Origin of the sequence: Enterobacter sp. GD03975 (assembly GCF_029838645.1) — a bacterium.
GTDB classification, from domain to species: Bacteria; Pseudomonadota; Gammaproteobacteria; order Enterobacterales; family Enterobacteriaceae; genus Enterobacter; species Enterobacter quasihormaechei.
This window is the reverse complement of record NZ_JAOBZC010000005.1, coordinates 120068-134460: the sequence shown is the minus strand read 5'-3', so window position 1 is coordinate 134460 and position 14393 is coordinate 120068. Positions and strand designations below refer to the sequence as shown.

Below are 14393 nucleotides of genomic sequence, written 5' to 3'. Positions count from 1 at the left end.
CAGGGAAATTCCCGACATTATGGAGAAAGAGTGCAAGTCGTTACCAGGTCTATTAGAATTGCCAATAGTACAACGCCGATAAGATGATGATGAATAACTTACCTGACACGCCTGATTTGCGCATTTTACTGATCAAACTTCGCCATCATGGTGACATGTTACTCACTACCCCCGTCATCAATTCATTACGCCAAAAATGGCCTGAAGCCCAAATCGACGTGCTTCTCTATGAGGAGACGCGAGACATGCTCGCCGCGCATCCGGCAATCGGTACGATCTACGGTATCGATCGTAAATGGAAGCAGCTGGGGACGCTGAAGCACCTGCAAAAAGAGTGGCAACTGCTTCGTGCGTTGCGCGCTCAGCATTATCACCTGGTGATTAATCTGGCCGATCAGTGGCGCAGCGCGATTGTCACCCGCTTCACCGGCGCACCGGTTCGGCTCGGGTTTGCCTTTAACAAGCGCAATAATGCATTCTGGCGTTTTTGTCACAGTGAACTGGTCTCTGTGGCCAGCCATCAGTCGCTGCATACCGTTGAACAAAATCTCTCCATACTGTCAGCGCTGCCGGTAGCGTCCAACCCTACCGTCACCATGGCTTACAGCGCGGATGACTGGCACCATGCTCAGCAAAAGCTTATGCAAAAGGGCGTGGGAGAAGGCTTCATCGTTATTCAACCCACTTCACGCTGGTTCTTTAAGTGCTGGGACGAAGGCAAAATGGCGCAAACTATCGCCGCGTTACAGCAGGACGGCTATACCATCGTTCTTACCGCAGGTCCGGATAAAAAAGAGCTGGCGATGATTGACCGCATTCTTGCCGCCTCCCCGCAAACGGGTGTTGTTTCGCTGGCAGGACAGTTAACCCTGCGCCAGCTGGCCGCGCTTATCGATCATGCGAACCTGTTCATCGGCGTTGACTCCGTACCCATGCACATGGCCGCCGCCCTTCAGACGCCCTGCGTGGCGCTGTTTGGCCCGTCAAAATTGACGTTCTGGTCGCCATGGCAGGTTAACGGCGAGGTCATCTGGGCAGGTAACTACGGCCCGCTTCCCAACCCTGACGCCATTGATACAAAAACGACGGAACGTTATCTCGACGCCATACCCGTTGATGCCGTCGTCTCCGCCGCAAGGAGATACCTGCAATGAAACTTCATCGTCTGGCCATCGTGCGCCAAAAATATCGTCCGGATGGGGGGGCGGAACGTTTTGTCTCCAGGGCACTCACCGCGCTGAGTAATCAAAATCTTGAGCTCAACGTCATCACTCGCGAGTGGCAGGGCGAAAAGCAGGACGACTGGCACATTCATATTTGCGATCCACGGAAATGGGGTCGCATCAGCCGTGAACGCGGCTTCGCACATGCCGCGCGCGCGCTCTGGCAGCAACAGCAGTTTGATATTGTGCAGAGCCACGAACGCATTCCGGGCTGTGATATTTACCGCGCCGGAGATGGCGTGCATCGACGCTGGCTGCTACAGCGGTCGCGTATTCTCCCCGCCTGGCGCGCGAAGCTGCTTATGCACGATCGCTATCACCGCTACGTAATGCATGCAGAGCGTGAAATGTATCAGGCGCCCGAGCTGAAAGCCGTTATCTGTAATGCGGAGATGATCAAACGCGAAATCGTCGAAGACTTTGATATTGACGCAAAAAAGATACATGTGATTTATAATTCAATAGATTCCAGCCGCTTCGTTCCGGCAGAAGAGCGTCAGCGTGCTGTACTGCGTAAGCAATTTGGCTTACCCGCTGATGCCGTCATTTTCTGCTTCGTGGGTTCAGGGTTTGAACGCAAGGGTCTGGCAAGCGCTATTCAGGCGATAGCAGGAACATCGGCGTGGCTGATTGTGGTCGGTCAGGATAAAGCGGAAAGCCGCTATCGCGACCTCGCCCGTTCATTAGGCTGTGAGGGGCAAATCCGTTTCCTGGGGATGCAAAAAGAGACGCTGCCATTTTATCAGCTTTCTGATGGTTTACTGCTGCCGACGCTGTATGATCCTTTTCCTAACGTCATACTTGAAGCAATGGCCTGCGGACTGCCCGTCATTACGTCAGAGAGTTGCGGTGGATCAGAATTTATTGCGCAAGGCCAGAACGGGTTTTACTGTGATGCACTTGATATCCGCACATTGAAGGAGGCCGTCGTGTCCATTCCTTCACTGGCAAAAAATAACAATATGGGGCTTGCGGCGCGTGAACGCGTCAGAGAAGCAACCCCTGAAAAACTGTCAAGTCAGCTTATTTCGCTTTATCAAAAATTACTGGATTAATAATGCGCATCCTAATGATTATTGATGGTTTACCCGGTGGAGGAGCTGAAAAAACGGTTCTCACCCTCTCCAGCGGACTGACAGAACTGGGGCATCAGGTTACCCTTTTCTCCTTACGGAAGGTGTGCGACTACGCCATTCCGGAAGGCATCGATTTTCAGGTTGTGCAGGATACCTGTAAAAAACCCTGGCGGAAGCTGACCGAGATCCCGCGTCGCGCCCGTTTGCTGGATCGCGCCATTGAGCAGGCAGAACGCAGCGGTAAATTTGACGTTGTCTTCTCCCATCTGCATAAAACCGACCGTATCGTGGCGCACAGCCGCGCGCTGGATCGGGATAAGGTCTGGTTCTGCGTACACGGGATGTTCTCCTTCTCCTATTTACGCCATCGCAGCGGGCTTTCCCGCTGGTTTAAGCATTATAAAATTCGCCATACCTATGAAAACCGCAATGTTGTGGCGGTATCCGGCGCCGTGCTGCACGATCTCGCTGAAGTACTCGCTATCCCCCTGCGACGCAAAGCGGTTATCCATAACCCCTTCGATATCCCTGAAATTCAGCGTCTGGCAGAAGCGCCCTTTGAGATGCAGGGGCAGGATTACATTATCCACGTTGGCCGTTTTCATGAACACAAGCGACACGACCGGCTTCTGCGCGCGTTCGCGCTGAGCAAGATTGACGCATCGCTGGTGTTAATGGGCAAAGGCTCTGACGCCAAAATAGACCAGCTCAAACAATTAGCCGCTGAGCTTGGAATCGAAAATAAGATTATTTTCCGCCCGTTCGAAACCAACCCCTATCCGTGGATCAAAGGGGCTCGCCTTTTAGTGTTAAGTTCCGACTGCGAAGGTTTTGGTAATGTACTGGTGGAGTCCATTATCTGTCAGACCCCACCGGTGAGTACAAACTGCCCTGGCGGCCCTGCTGAGATCCTTACTGGCCCCCTGGCACGTGGTCTGACAGCGTTAACCGACGAATCACTGGCGAAAACACTGGCAGAACTGTATGCCTCTCCGCCGGTTGTTGATCGCGAAACGATCGCATCGTTTGGTATCAACGCCATTTGCCAGCAATACATTGCTTTGGTCGACAACCAAAAATAATCAGGTTTCATATGCAAAATTCAGCGCCTTTATTAAGCGTGGTGGTTGCCGTTTATAACGGTGAAGATTTTCTCGATCAGTTCTTTACCTGCCTTGTCAATCAACATATCGACAGTATGGAAGTCATCATCGTCAATGATGGCTCTACTGACCGCTCGATGCAGATTGTCGAAAAATGGCGTGAAACGCTGCCACAGATGCAGGTTATTGAACAACCTAATCAGGGCGTGTCCATCGCGCGTAATACCGGCCTGGCCGTTGCGACCGGCCAATATCTCTCTTTCCCGGATATTGATGACGTCTTTAAACCCGGCATGTACCAGCGTCTGCTGGATATGGCCGTCACGCAGAACCTGGACGTCGCCACCTGCAATGGCAACTACGTCTGGGAAAATAACAAAAAACCGTCTCGCCCTATCTTCCCTGAAGATAAGCTCGCCTCAACGGGCGTCATGAATGGCGCGGCATGGCTAAAAAAGGCGCTGGATTCACGTAAGTTCCTCCATGTGACCTGGCTGAATATCTATCGCCACGATTTTATCCGTCAGAACGGTTTCCGCTTCGAGCCTGGCCTGCGCCATCAGGATATCCCGTGGACTACCGAGGTGCTGCTTGCTGCGGAACGCGTTCAATACACCAGCGAACGCTTTTACGACTACTACATACACTCCGCCTCGGTATCGCACACCCCGGATAATGACGACACGCTTATTCGCTCCGCGCGTCATTACATGAAGATCCTGAAGATGCTTGATGCCATTAACCAGCGTTACCCGGATAAAGTGAAAAATATCCCTGCCTGCCACTGGCAAATCGCCAAAGAGGGGCTGGGAATTATTCATACCTTCGACAACATGAAGGATGAGGCGAAGAAATCAATGATAATCAAAGAGTTCTTCGACACCGGGATCTGGAAGCTCATCTGGAAAAGTGCCAAAAGCCCGCGTTTGCGCTGGCGCCTGGGCCGCCGCTACTTCCGTTTAAAACGGTATCTGGCATAAGAGATAGCTTTAGCACGCTTAAATGCTTAGAATTTCCCGGCCGAAACTAAAAAAACGGATAATCGCTTGGAATTGTTGTATACCGCCCTGCTCTACATCATTCAGCCACTGGTGTGGCTGCGACTGTTGCTCCGTAGCCGTAAAGCGCCTGCGTACCGTAAACGCTGGGCCGAACGCTATGGCTACTGCCGCAATAAAGTGGCGCCGGACGGTATTCTGCTGCATTCCGTGTCAGTCGGGGAAACGCTGGCGGCCATTCCGCTGGTGCGTGCCCTGCGCCACCGCTATCCGTCGCTGCCCATCACCGTCACCACGATGACGCCAACCGGCTCAGAGCGTGTGATGTCTGCTTTCGGCAAAGACGTGCATCACGTCTATCTGCCGTACGATCTTCCCTGCGCCATGAACCGTTTCCTGAATACCGTTCGCCCTAAACTGGTGATCGTCATGGAAACCGAACTGTGGCCGAATATGATTTCCGCCCTGCATGCCCGTAAAATCCCTTTGGTTATCGCCAACGCGCGTCTGTCAGAACGCTCGGCGAAAGGGTACGGCAAGCTGGGTAAATTTATGCGTCGCCTGCTCAGCAAAATCACGCTGATTGCCGCGCAGAACGAAGAAGATGCCGCGCGCTTTATCGCCCTCGGGCTGAAACGCAACCAGCTTGCGGTCACGGGTAGCCTGAAGTTCGATATTTCCGTCACTCCAGAACTCGCCGCCCGTGCGGTCACGCTGCGTCGACAGTGGGCGCCGCGTCGCCAGGTCTGGATTGCCACCAGCACTCATGACGGCGAAGAAGCGATTATTCTTCAGGCTCACCGCCAGCTGCTGGAAAAATTCCCTGATTTACTGCTGATTCTGGTTCCTCGCCATCCGGAGCGTTTCAAAGATGCCCGCGAGATGGTGCAAAAAGGCGGTTTCAGCTTCACCCTGCGCAGCAGCGGGGAAATCCCCTCAGGCAGTACGCAGGTGGTGATTGGCGATACGATGGGCGAACTGATGCTGCTGTACGGCATTGCGGATCTCGCCTTTGTCGGCGGCAGCCTGGTAGAGCGCGGTGGCCATAACCCGCTGGAGCCGGCGGCCCACGCCATCCCTGTTCTGATGGGGCCGCACACGTTTAACTTCAAAGATATCTGCGCTAAATTGCAGCAAGCCGATGGCTTAATCACTGTGACCGACGCGGATTCGGTGGTCAAAGAGGTCTCGACCCTTCTGACTGACGAAGATTACCGCCTGTGGTACGGTCGACATGCCGTTGAAGTCCTGCATCAGAACCAGGGCGCACTGACCCGTCTGCTGCAACTTCTGCAACCTTATCTGCCGCAGCGGAGCCACTGATGTCAACGCGTCTGTCGGTCGTGATGATCGCCAAAAACGCCGCCGACCTGCTTCCGGATTGCCTGGCCTCCGTTGCCTGGGCTGACGAAATCGTCATTCTCGACTCCGGAAGTACGGACAACACGGTGGACGTTGCCCGTGCAGCGGGCGCAAAAGTCTTTACCGACACCGACTGGCAGGGCTACGGCATTCAGCGCCAGCGTGCGCAGGGGTTCGCCACGGGCGATTATGTGCTGATGATCGACACCGACGAGCGCGTCACCCCGGAACTCCGGCAGGCCATTCAAACGGTGCTTGCCGCGCCGCAGCCTGGCGCGGTTTACAGCATCGCGCGCCGTAACTATTTCCTGGGCCGCTTTATGCGCCACAGCGGATGGTATCCCGACCGCGTGATGCGCCTCTATGCGCGCGAGCGTTACCAGTACAACGATAACCTTGTTCATGAGTCGCTGGCCTGCGATAACGCTCAGGTGATCCCCCTGACGGGCGATCTGCTTCATCTGACCTGCCGTGATTTCGCCAGCTTCCAGCGCAAACAGCTCAACTATGCCACCGCATGGGCGCAGGAACGCCATCAGCGCGGCAAGAAGGCCACGCTGACGGGTATCTTCACCCACACGCTGGGCGCGTTTCTGAAAACGCTGCTGCTGCGCGGCGGCGTGCTGGACGGCAAACAGGGCTGGTTACTGGCGGTGGTCAATGCCCAGTATACTTTCAACAAATACACCGAGCTGTGGGCGCTGAACCGCGGCTACTCAGAGAAAACGTGAGCCATGAGCACAAAAGCGATTTATCCGGGTACCTTCGATCCAATCACTAACGGTCATCTTGATATCATCACCCGTGCGGCGTGTATGTTCGACAAGGTGATTCTGGCTATCGCCGCCAGCCCGAGCAAAAAGCCGATGTTCGACCTGAACGAACGCGTGCAGCTGGCCACCGATGCGATTTCGCACCTGCCGAATGTTGAAGTCGTCGGGTTCAGCGATTTGATGGCAAACTTTGCCCGTGCTCAGCAGGCCAATATTCTGATCCGCGGTCTTCGCGCGGTAGCAGACTTCGAATACGAGATGCAGCTGGCGCACATGAATCGCCATCTGATGCCGGAGCTGGAGAGCGTATTCCTGATGCCCTCCAAAGAGTGGTCCTTCATCTCGTCTTCGCTGGTGAAAGAGGTGGCGCGCCATCACGGGGACGTTACCCACTTCCTGCCGGTTAACGTCCACCAGGCGTTGATGGAAAAGCTAAAGTAACCTTACTTCTGGCACTGACGGCAGTAGAACGTGGCCCGCTGGGCGTGCTTCGTGGCAATAATCGGCGTTCCGCAGGCCCTGCATGGCTCACCCTTACGGCCATAAACCTGCAACTCCTGCGCAAAATAGCCCGGCTTCCCGTCGCTTTGCAGGAAATCCTTCAGCGTCGTCCCGCCCTGCTCAATTGAGCGCAGCAGTACCGCTTTAATCACTCTGACCAGCAGCTCGCACTCCTGCGCCGACAGCGAAGAGGCCAGCCGATCGGGATGGATCCCGGCGGCAAACAGCGATTCGCTGGCATAGATATTCCCCACGCCTACCACCAGCTTATTATCCATCAGCCAGGGTTTAATCGGGGTCTTCTTCTTCGCACACTTCTCTTTGAGATAATCCGCGTTAAACGCCTCTGAGAGCGGCTCAGGCCCGAGATGCGCCAGCACGTTGTGCCCTTCCAGCTCTTTGGTCCACAGCCATGCGCCAAAGCGACGCGGGTCGGTATAACGCAGCACTTTGCCGTTGCTCATCACCAGGTCAACGTGATCGTGCTTTTCCGCAGGCAATTCTTCGGTGAGGATGCGCAGACTGCCCGACATGCCCAGATGGATAATGATCCAGCCGTCAGGCAGCTCCAGCAGCAGGTATTTCGCGCGGCGCTGCACGCTCAGGACGGGTTTATCGCTTAACGCGTGGATCTCATCGGAAACCGGCCAGCGCAGACGCCCGTTGCGAACGACAGCATGAAGAATAGTCGCGCCGACCAGATGCGGCTCAATACCGCGGCGGCTGGTCTCTACCTCAGGTAATTCAGGCATGGTTCCTCCGTTGAGATGCAGAATGCAAAAAACCCCGCAGATGCGGGGTTTTTCAATACAAGGAGACTAAAATTATTTGATTTTAGCTTCTTTGTACAGTACGTGCTGGCGTACAACTGGATCGAATTTTTTCAATTCCAGTTTTTCCGGCTTAGTACGTTTGTTCTTCGTGGTGGTGTAGAAGTGACCTGTACCAGCAGAAGAAACCAGCTTGATTTTCTCGCGAATACCTTTAGCCATGATTTATTTCCTCTTTAAGTACTTAGTACTTTTCGCCACGGGCACGCAGTTCGGACAGAACTGTATCGATGCCTTTCTTATCGATTACACGCATACCTTTAGCAGATACGCGCAGGGTGACAAAACGCTTCTCGCTCTCAACCCAGAAACGGTGAGAGTGCAGGTTCGGCAGGAAACGGCGTTTAGTCGCGTTCAGTGCGTGGGAACGGTTGTTACCGGTCACCGGACGCTTGCCAGTAACTTGGCAGACTCGGGACATGTCTATTCTCCAAAAATCAAATTAGCTCGAGCTTCGTATGGGGTATCGGCGCCTCGTCAGGCTTTACAGCCCGGTCATCGCATAGTTCTATTGAACTCTCGATTGCCAGGCCCAAATGCCAAACCCGAGATTCTCAAAGGTGGCGTAGTATACGCTGACTCGGCGGTGTGCTCAAGTCCCGAACAGACAAAGATCCCGATGGATCGCGAGAAAAGGCCTAAATCCAGCCACGTTCGGCAAAAGAAATGTACTCTCCGCGGCCAATTATCAGATGGTCCAGCACACGAATGTCCATGAATTGACAGCATTTGATAATACGTTCGGTAATGGCTTTGTCAGCTCTGCTTGGTTCTGCACAGCCAGAGGGGTGATTATGCGCGAGGATCACGCCGGCTGCATTCACTTTTATCGCTTCCCGCACAATTTCACGCGGATGCACCTCAACATGGCTCAATGTTCCCGAAAAAAGGCGGGTATGTTTCAGTACCCGGTTTTTGTTGTCGAGAAAGATCACCATGAAGATCTCCCGCTCCAGATCGGAGAGCTGGCTTTGCAGAAATTCGCGGGTCATGTCCGGGGTCAGGATCGGGTCTTCTTCCTCCATACGCACGTTATAAAATCGCCGGGCAAGCTCCGCAATGCCCCGCAGCTGGGCATATTTCGCCACGCCGATGCCCTCCACGTGCGTAAACGCCTCCAGCTCGGCGGTCAGCAAACCATGCAGTGAACCAAAATGGTCTATCAGGTCTTTCGCCAGCGTAAATACCGTTTTTCCCTGCGTGCCGGTGCGTAAAAAAAGCGCCAGCAGCTCGTCGTCTTTCAGCAACGTGACGCCATGGCGCAGCATTTTTTCACGCGGTAGCAGCAGTTCAGTCTCTTCCATGCCCGGCCTCCTTCTGTTTGCCATTATGCTGCCACAGGCAAATTCGGGGCTCGACGCTGACGTTTCGTTCTTGCGTAACGCCTCGCAAAGTGAATAAAGGACATCATCACCCCGTTTTAGGGATTGTGATAAAATGCCCGCTCTCTGGTGAACCCAACAGGAAAGAATCATGATGAGCCTGGCCGGTAAAAAAATCGTTCTTGGCGTAAGCGGCGGTATTGCTGCCTATAAAACGCCAGACCTGGTGCGCCGTTTGCGCGAGCGCGGGGCCGACGTACGGGTCGCGATCACCGAAGGCGGCAAAGCCTTTATCACCCCGCTAAGCCTGCAAGCCGTCTCGGGATACCCGGTATCCGACAGCCTTCTCGACCCGGCGGCCGAAGCCGCAATGGGCCACATTGAGCTGGGAAAATGGGCCGATCTGGTTATCCTTGCCCCCGCCACGGCAGATGTAATTGCCCGCGTGGCGGCCGGTATGGCGAACGATCTGGTATCGACCATTTGCCTCGCCACGCCTGCGCCCGTCGCGGTTGTGCCCGCCATGAACCAGCAGATGTACCGCAATGCCGCCACCCAGCATAATCTGGAAACGCTGGCCGCGCGCGGCCTGCTGATTTGGGGACCGGACAGCGGCAGCCAGGCCTGTGGCGACGTGGGGCCGGGCCGTATGCTCGACCCATTGACGATTGTTGATATGGCCGCCGCCCATTTCTCGCCTGTCAACGATCTGCAACATCTCAACATCATGATTACCGCGGGCCCAACGCGCGAGCCGCTGGATCCGGTGCGTTACATCACCAACCACAGCTCCGGCAAAATGGGCTTTGCCATTGCCGCCGCGGCGGCCAAACGCGGCGCGAACGTCACGCTGGTAAGCGGCCCGGTGTCGCTTACCACACCGGCGTTTGTGCAGCGTATTGATGTGACGACCGCGCTGGAAATGAACGCTGCCGTACAGGCGCATGCACAACAGCAGCATATTTTTATCGGCTGTGCGGCCGTCGCTGATTACCGTGCTGAAACCATTGCTGACGCCAAAATTAAAAAGCAAGGCGATGAATTAACAATAAAAATGGTGAAGAACCCGGATATCGTTGCCGGTGTCGCCGCATTGAAAACTCATCGTCCTTACGTTGTTGGGTTTGCCGCAGAAACGAATAATGTGGAAGAATATGCCCGGCAAAAACGTACCCGCAAAAACCTCGATTTAATTTGCGCGAACGACGTATCGCTGTCCACGCAAGGATTTAACAGCGACAGCAACGCATTGCACCTTTTCTGGCAGGATGGAGATAAAGTCTTACCGCTTGAGCGCAAAGCACTCCTGGGCCAACAATTACTGGACGAGATCGTTACCCGTTATGATGAAAAAAATCGACGTTAAGATTCTGGACCCGCGCGTTGGCGAGCAATTTCCGCTGCCAACGTATGCCACCTCCGGCTCTGCCGGTCTTGACCTGCGCGCCTGTCTCGACGACGCCGTAGAACTGGCGCCGGGTGCAACGACCCTGATCCCGACCGGACTGGCGATTCACATTGCTGACCCGTCACTGGCAGCAGTGATCCTGCCGCGCTCTGGCCTGGGCCATAAGCATGGCGTCGTGCTGGGTAATCTGGTCGGCCTGATCGACTCTGACTATCAGGGTCAACTGATGGTCTCCGTCTGGAACCGTGGCCAGGACAGCTTCACCATTGAGCCGGGCGAGCGTATCGCGCAGATGGTGTTTGTACCGGTGGTGCAGGCAGAATTTAACCTGGTGGCAGACTTCGACGCCACCGACCGTGGCGAAGGCGGCTTCGGCCATTCCGGGCGCAAATAACCGCCCGACAAACACGCATCTCACAGCGCCATAATGCAATAACAAACCGCAAACGTCAGTTTGCGGGTCGCTGTGTGGTTGCCAGCCTGACAAGTGCTTATTTTCAGGGGTATTTTGTAACATGGCAGAAAAACAAACCGCGAAAAGGAATCGTCGCGAAGAAATACTTCAATCTCTGGCTCTGATGCTTGAATCCAGCGACGGCAGTCAACGCATCACCACCGCAAAGCTGGCGGCCTCTGTGGGCGTGTCAGAAGCGGCGCTGTATCGTCATTTTCCGAGTAAAACCCGGATGTTCGACAGCCTGATCGAGTTTATTGAAGATAGCCTGATCACGCGCATCAACCTGATTCTGAAGGATGAAAAAGACACCAGCGCGCGTCTGCGTCTGATTGTGCTGCTGATTCTGGGCTTTGGTGAACGTAACCCGGGTCTGACCCGTATTCTGACCGGCCACGCGCTGATGTTTGAACAGGATCGTCTGCAAGGCCGTATAAACCAGCTTTTTGAGCGTATCGAAGCCCAGCTGCGTCAGGTTCTGCGCGAGAAAAAAATGCGGGAAGGCGAGGGATATACTACTGATGAGACCCTGCTGGCAAGCCAGATCCTGGCATTTTGCGAGGGAATGCTCTCTCGGTTTGTGCGCAGCGAATTTAAATACCGACCAACGGACGATTTTGACGCCCGCTGGCCGTTAGTGGCAGCACAATTGCAGTAACGCCGCCGCCGGATGGCGGCTTCGCCTTATCCGGCCTACGAACGGGTAGGCCCGGTAAGCGTCGCGCCACCGGGCAACGCAATTAAACCCCGAACGCTTCGCGATACGTTTTTACCGCTGCCAGATGGTCCGCCATCTCAGGCTTCTCTTCCAGATACGCAATCAGGTCTTTCAGGGTAATAATCGACGTGACCTTGCAGCCATAATCGCGTTCCACTTCCTGAATAGCAGAGATGTCGCCGCGCCCGCGCTCCTGACGATCGAGCGAAATCAGCACGCCCGCAAGCGTTGCACCGTTAGCCTGGATAATCTCCATTGATTCACGGATCGCGGTGCCTGCGGTGATCACGTCATCGACCAGCATCACGCGGCCCTGCAACGCACTGCCTACCAGATTGCCGCCTTCACCGTGGGTTTTGGCCTCTTTACGGTTAAAGCAGTACGGCACGTCGCGGTCATGGTGCTCCGCCAATGCCACCGCCGTGGTGGTTGCAATCGGAATGCCCTTGTACGCGGGGCCAAACAGCAGGTCGAAATCAATCCCGGAATCCACCAGCGCTTCGGCATAGAAACGGCCTAACAGTGCCAGGTCGCGCCCGGTATTAAACAGCCCGGCGTTGAAGAAATACGGGCTTTTACGCCCCGATTTCAGCGTGAACTCGCCAAACTTAAGTACCTGCTTGTTAAGCGCAAACTCAATAAACTGGCGCTGATACGATTTCATGGATTTGCTCCTTTAGTTTTTTCTGTCTTACAGGCAAAAAAAAGGCGACTCATTGGTCGCCTTAAAATCAATTTTCTAACGCCGCTTTCTGCGTCGTTACAATGGATTCGATACCCCCTCGGGCCAGCGCCAGCAAGGTAAGCAGCTCTTCGTGGGTGAATGGCTCGCCTTCCGCCGTGCCCTGCACTTCAATGATGCGACCATCTTCGGTCATCACCACGTTCATGTCGGTTTCTGCGGCAGAATCTTCAACGTATTCCAGGTCGCAAAGTGCTTCGCCGTTAACGATACCGACGGAGACAGCGGCAACCATCCCTTTCATCGGGTTGGTTTTCAGCTTACCGGCGGCAACCAGCTTATTCAGCGCATCTGCCAGCGCCACGCAGGCGCCGGTAATGGAGGCGGTACGCGTGCCGCCATCGGCCTGGATCACGTCGCAGTCCAGGGTGATGGTGAACTCGCCCAGCGTTTTCAGGTCAACCGCGGCGCGGAGCGCACGCGCGATCAGGCGCTGGATCTCCATAGTACGACCGCCCTGCTTACCCTTCGCCGCTTCACGGGCATTACGGGTATGGGTTGCACGCGGCAACATGCCGTATTCGGCGGTGATCCAGCCCTGGCCCTGACCTTTCAGGAAGCGAGGCACGCCCTCTTCGATGGACGCGGTGCAAAGCACTTTGGTGTCACCAAACTCAACCAGCACGGAGCCTTCAGCGTGTTTTGTATAGTTACGGGTCAGGGTGACGGGACGCACCTGATTGGCGCTACGACCTGCTGGACGCATGATGGATTCTCCGGCTTGAAACGAATGTGGCTGCGCATTATACGGATAAAGGACGCTTATTCCTATCCTGAGAAGCCCCTGAAAGCTATAATTCCCCCATCTCTCCTTTAAAAACGGGAATGTCTATGATCCGCAGTATGACCGCCTACGCCCGGCGTGAAATCAAGGGTAGCTGGGGTAGCGCTACCTGGGAAATGCGCTCGGTAAACCAGCGCTATCTGGAAACATATTTCCGTATGCCGGAACAGTTCCGCAGCCTGGAGCCTGTGGTGCGTGAGCGTATCCGTACGCGTCTGACCCGCGGGAAAGTGGAATGTAATTTGCGTTTTGAGCCCGATGCCAGCGCGCAGGGTGAACTGATCCTTAACGAAAAGCTGGCAAAACAGCTCGTTAATGCGGCGAACTGGGTCAAAATGCAAAGCGACGAAGGCGAGATCAACCCGGTTGATATTCTGCGCTGGCCTGGCGTGATGGCCGCCGGAGAGCAGGATCTGGACGCGATTACCGCCGAAATCCTCGCGGCACTCGACGGCACGCTGGATGACTTTATCGTTGCCCGCGAAACCGAAGGCCAGGCGCTGAAAGCGATGATTGAACAGCGTCTTGAGGGCGTGAGCGCCGAAGTGGCTAAAGTTCGCGCTCATATGCCAGAAGTGCTGCAATGGCAGCGTGAGCGACTTGTCGCCAAACTGGAAGAGGCGGAAGTCCAGCTCGAAAACAACCGTCTGGAACAAGAGCTGGTGCTGATGGCGCAGCGCGTGGACGTGGCTGAAGAGCTGGATCGTCTGGAAGCGCACGTTAAAGAGACCTACAACATTCTGAAGAAGAAAGAAGCTGTAGGCCGCCGTCTCGACTTTATGATGCAGGAGTTCAACCGCGAGTCGAACACGCTGGCGTCTAAGTCTATCAATGCAGAGGTGACCAATTCAGCGATTGAACTGAAGGTTCTGATTGAGCAGATGCGCGAGCAGATCCAGAATATCGAGTGATCCCTTTCCGGGTGGTGCTGCCTCGCACGCCACCCATTACTTTTTCTAATCCTTATTTAGCCTTACTTTCTCTCTCTCCCGCCTTAAATCAAGCCTGCCCGCCGTGCGCTGATAAATTCCCTTAGGGAAAACCACCTCGCCTTAGAAAATCTCAATCGTGATCTTCCGCGCAAATCGTTAATCTCCCC

At 54.9% G+C, this 14393-nt stretch carries 17 protein-coding genes; 11 read left to right on the top strand and 6 right to left on the bottom strand.

Annotation, left to right across the window (positions count from 1 at the left end):
- Positions 1-83: 83 nt before the first annotated feature.
- From rfaQ to coaD, 7 genes are all read left to right on the top strand, one after another.
- Positions 84-1154, top strand: a complete 1071-nt coding sequence (gene rfaQ, locus N5C09_RS11550) for a putative lipopolysaccharide heptosyltransferase III (protein WP_279749079.1) — start codon at positions 84-86, stop codon at positions 1152-1154.
- On the top strand, positions 1151-2278 hold the full coding sequence (locus tag N5C09_RS11545) for a glycosyltransferase family 4 protein (RefSeq protein ID WP_107534404.1): 1128 nt from the start codon (positions 1151-1153) through the stop codon (positions 2276-2278). Before rfaQ ends, N5C09_RS11545 begins: the two co-directional genes overlap by 4 nt.
- A gap of 2 nt (positions 2279-2280) precedes the next feature.
- Positions 2281-3381 (top strand): glycosyltransferase, encoded by a 1101-nt coding sequence (locus N5C09_RS11540; RefSeq protein ID WP_064910019.1) that lies wholly within the window; start codon positions 2281-2283, stop codon positions 3379-3381.
- An 11-nt stretch (positions 3382-3392) separates the two neighbouring features.
- The gene (locus N5C09_RS11535; protein ID WP_279749078.1) at positions 3393-4382 is read left to right on the top strand and encodes a glycosyltransferase; all 990 of its coding nucleotides are present in this window, start codon (positions 3393-3395) and stop codon (positions 4380-4382) included.
- Between the two features lie 66 nt (positions 4383-4448).
- Positions 4449-5723 carry a lipid IV(A) 3-deoxy-D-manno-octulosonic acid transferase gene (waaA, locus tag N5C09_RS11530; RefSeq protein ID WP_003860874.1) on the top strand — a complete coding sequence of 425 codons (1275 nt, stop codon included), beginning with the start codon at positions 4449-4451 and terminating at the stop codon, positions 5721-5723.
- Positions 5723-6493, top strand: a complete 771-nt coding sequence (locus tag N5C09_RS11525) for a glycosyltransferase family 2 protein (RefSeq protein WP_107534403.1) — start codon at positions 5723-5725, stop codon at positions 6491-6493. Before waaA ends, N5C09_RS11525 begins: the two co-directional genes overlap by 1 nt.
- A 3-nt stretch (positions 6494-6496) precedes the next feature.
- Positions 6497-6976 (top strand): pantetheine-phosphate adenylyltransferase, encoded by a 480-nt coding sequence (gene coaD / locus N5C09_RS11520; RefSeq protein WP_279749077.1) that lies wholly within the window; start codon positions 6497-6499, stop codon positions 6974-6976.
- Between the two features lie 2 nt (positions 6977-6978).
- Here the strand turns inward: coaD and mutM are convergent, their stop codons facing one another.
- From mutM to radC, 4 genes are all read right to left on the bottom strand, one after another.
- Positions 6979-7788 (bottom strand): bifunctional DNA-formamidopyrimidine glycosylase/DNA-(apurinic or apyrimidinic site) lyase, encoded by an 810-nt coding sequence (gene mutM / locus N5C09_RS11515; RefSeq protein WP_003860879.1) that lies wholly within the window; start codon positions 7786-7788, stop codon positions 6979-6981.
- Between the two features lie 72 nt (positions 7789-7860).
- Positions 7861-8028 carry a 50S ribosomal protein L33 gene (rpmG, locus tag N5C09_RS11510; RefSeq protein WP_003024094.1) on the bottom strand — a complete coding sequence of 56 codons (168 nt, stop codon included), beginning with the start codon at positions 8026-8028 and terminating at the stop codon, positions 7861-7863.
- 22 nt (positions 8029-8050) lie between these two features.
- The gene (rpmB, locus tag N5C09_RS11505) at positions 8051-8287 is read right to left on the bottom strand and encodes a 50S ribosomal protein L28 (protein WP_002436699.1); all 237 of its coding nucleotides are present in this window, start codon (positions 8285-8287) and stop codon (positions 8051-8053) included.
- Between the two features lie 217 nt (positions 8288-8504).
- A complete protein-coding gene (gene radC / locus N5C09_RS11500; protein WP_279749076.1) occupies positions 8505-9170 on the bottom strand; it encodes a DNA repair protein RadC in 666 nt (221 codons plus the stop codon).
- 172 nt (positions 9171-9342) lie between these two features.
- On the opposite strand from radC, the gene coaBC reads away from it, so the two are divergent.
- The 3 genes from coaBC to slmA all read left to right on the top strand — a co-directional run bounded on the left by coaBC (position 9343) and on the right by slmA (position 11708).
- Positions 9343-10554 (top strand): bifunctional phosphopantothenoylcysteine decarboxylase/phosphopantothenate--cysteine ligase CoaBC, encoded by a 1212-nt coding sequence (coaBC, locus tag N5C09_RS11495; RefSeq protein ID WP_102750810.1) that lies wholly within the window; start codon positions 9343-9345, stop codon positions 10552-10554.
- Entirely contained in the window at positions 10532-10990 is a 459-nt protein-coding gene (gene dut, locus N5C09_RS11490) for a dUTP diphosphatase (protein ID WP_015570042.1), read from the top strand. The genes coaBC and dut overlap by 23 nt, the downstream gene beginning before the upstream one ends.
- 121 nt (positions 10991-11111) lie before the next feature.
- On the top strand, positions 11112-11708 hold the full coding sequence (slmA, locus tag N5C09_RS11485; protein ID WP_063868771.1) for a nucleoid occlusion factor SlmA: 597 nt from the start codon (positions 11112-11114) through the stop codon (positions 11706-11708).
- Between the two features lie 82 nt (positions 11709-11790).
- Here slmA and pyrE read toward each other — a convergent pair whose 3' ends face one another.
- Together pyrE and rph are read right to left on the bottom strand one after the other, a co-directional pair.
- Complete coding sequence (gene pyrE, locus N5C09_RS11480; RefSeq protein WP_193527510.1) at positions 11791-12432, bottom strand: orotate phosphoribosyltransferase; 642 nt, start codon at positions 12430-12432, stop codon at positions 11791-11793.
- 67 nt (positions 12433-12499) lie between these two features.
- Positions 12500-13216, bottom strand: a complete 717-nt coding sequence (rph, locus tag N5C09_RS11475) for a ribonuclease PH (protein ID WP_013094888.1) — start codon at positions 13214-13216, stop codon at positions 12500-12502.
- Between the two features lie 125 nt (positions 13217-13341).
- Between rph and N5C09_RS11470 the strand changes: the two genes are divergently transcribed.
- Positions 13342-14205: a YicC/YloC family endoribonuclease gene (locus tag N5C09_RS11470; RefSeq protein ID WP_003860907.1), complete on the top strand. Its 864-nt coding sequence runs from the start codon at positions 13342-13344 to the stop codon at positions 14203-14205.
- Positions 14206-14393: the final 188 nt, after the last annotated feature.

Excerpts from the sequence above, each read along its gene's own strand:
- N5C09_RS11470 (WP_003860907.1), top strand. The coding sequence starts at position 13,342 with ATGATCCGCAGTATGACCGCCTACGCCCGGCGTGAAATCAAGGGTAGC.
- rpmB (WP_002436699.1), bottom strand. The coding sequence starts at position 8,287 with ATGTCCCGAGTCTGCCAAGTTACTGGCAAGCGTCCGGTGACCGGTAAC.
- rfaQ (WP_279749079.1), top strand. The coding sequence starts at position 84 with ATGATGATGAATAACTTACCTGACACGCCTGATTTGCGCATTTTACTG.
- radC (WP_279749076.1), bottom strand. The coding sequence starts at position 9,170 with ATGGAAGAGACTGAACTGCTGCTACCGCGTGAAAAAATGCTGCGCCAT.
- dut (WP_015570042.1), top strand. The coding sequence starts at position 10,532 with ATGATGAAAAAAATCGACGTTAAGATTCTGGACCCGCGCGTTGGCGAG.
- rpmG (WP_003024094.1), bottom strand. The coding sequence starts at position 8,028 with ATGGCTAAAGGTATTCGCGAGAAAATCAAGCTGGTTTCTTCTGCTGGT.
- coaD (WP_279749077.1), top strand. The coding sequence starts at position 6,497 with ATGAGCACAAAAGCGATTTATCCGGGTACCTTCGATCCAATCACTAAC.
- N5C09_RS11535 (WP_279749078.1), top strand. The coding sequence starts at position 3,393 with ATGCAAAATTCAGCGCCTTTATTAAGCGTGGTGGTTGCCGTTTATAAC.
- rph (WP_013094888.1), bottom strand. The coding sequence starts at position 13,216 with ATGCGTCCAGCAGGTCGTAGCGCCAATCAGGTGCGTCCCGTCACCCTG.
- mutM (WP_003860879.1), bottom strand. The coding sequence starts at position 7,788 with ATGCCTGAATTACCTGAGGTAGAGACCAGCCGCCGCGGTATTGAGCCG.
- coaBC (WP_102750810.1), top strand. The coding sequence starts at position 9,343 with ATGAGCCTGGCCGGTAAAAAAATCGTTCTTGGCGTAAGCGGCGGTATT.
- N5C09_RS11540 (WP_064910019.1), top strand. The coding sequence starts at position 2,281 with ATGCGCATCCTAATGATTATTGATGGTTTACCCGGTGGAGGAGCTGAA.
- N5C09_RS11545 (WP_107534404.1), top strand. The coding sequence starts at position 1,151 with ATGAAACTTCATCGTCTGGCCATCGTGCGCCAAAAATATCGTCCGGAT.
- pyrE (WP_193527510.1), bottom strand. The coding sequence starts at position 12,432 with ATGAAATCGTATCAGCGCCAGTTTATTGAGTTTGCGCTTAACAAGCAG.
- N5C09_RS11525 (WP_107534403.1), top strand. The coding sequence starts at position 5,723 with ATGTCAACGCGTCTGTCGGTCGTGATGATCGCCAAAAACGCCGCCGAC.
- slmA (WP_063868771.1), top strand. The coding sequence starts at position 11,112 with ATGGCAGAAAAACAAACCGCGAAAAGGAATCGTCGCGAAGAAATACTT.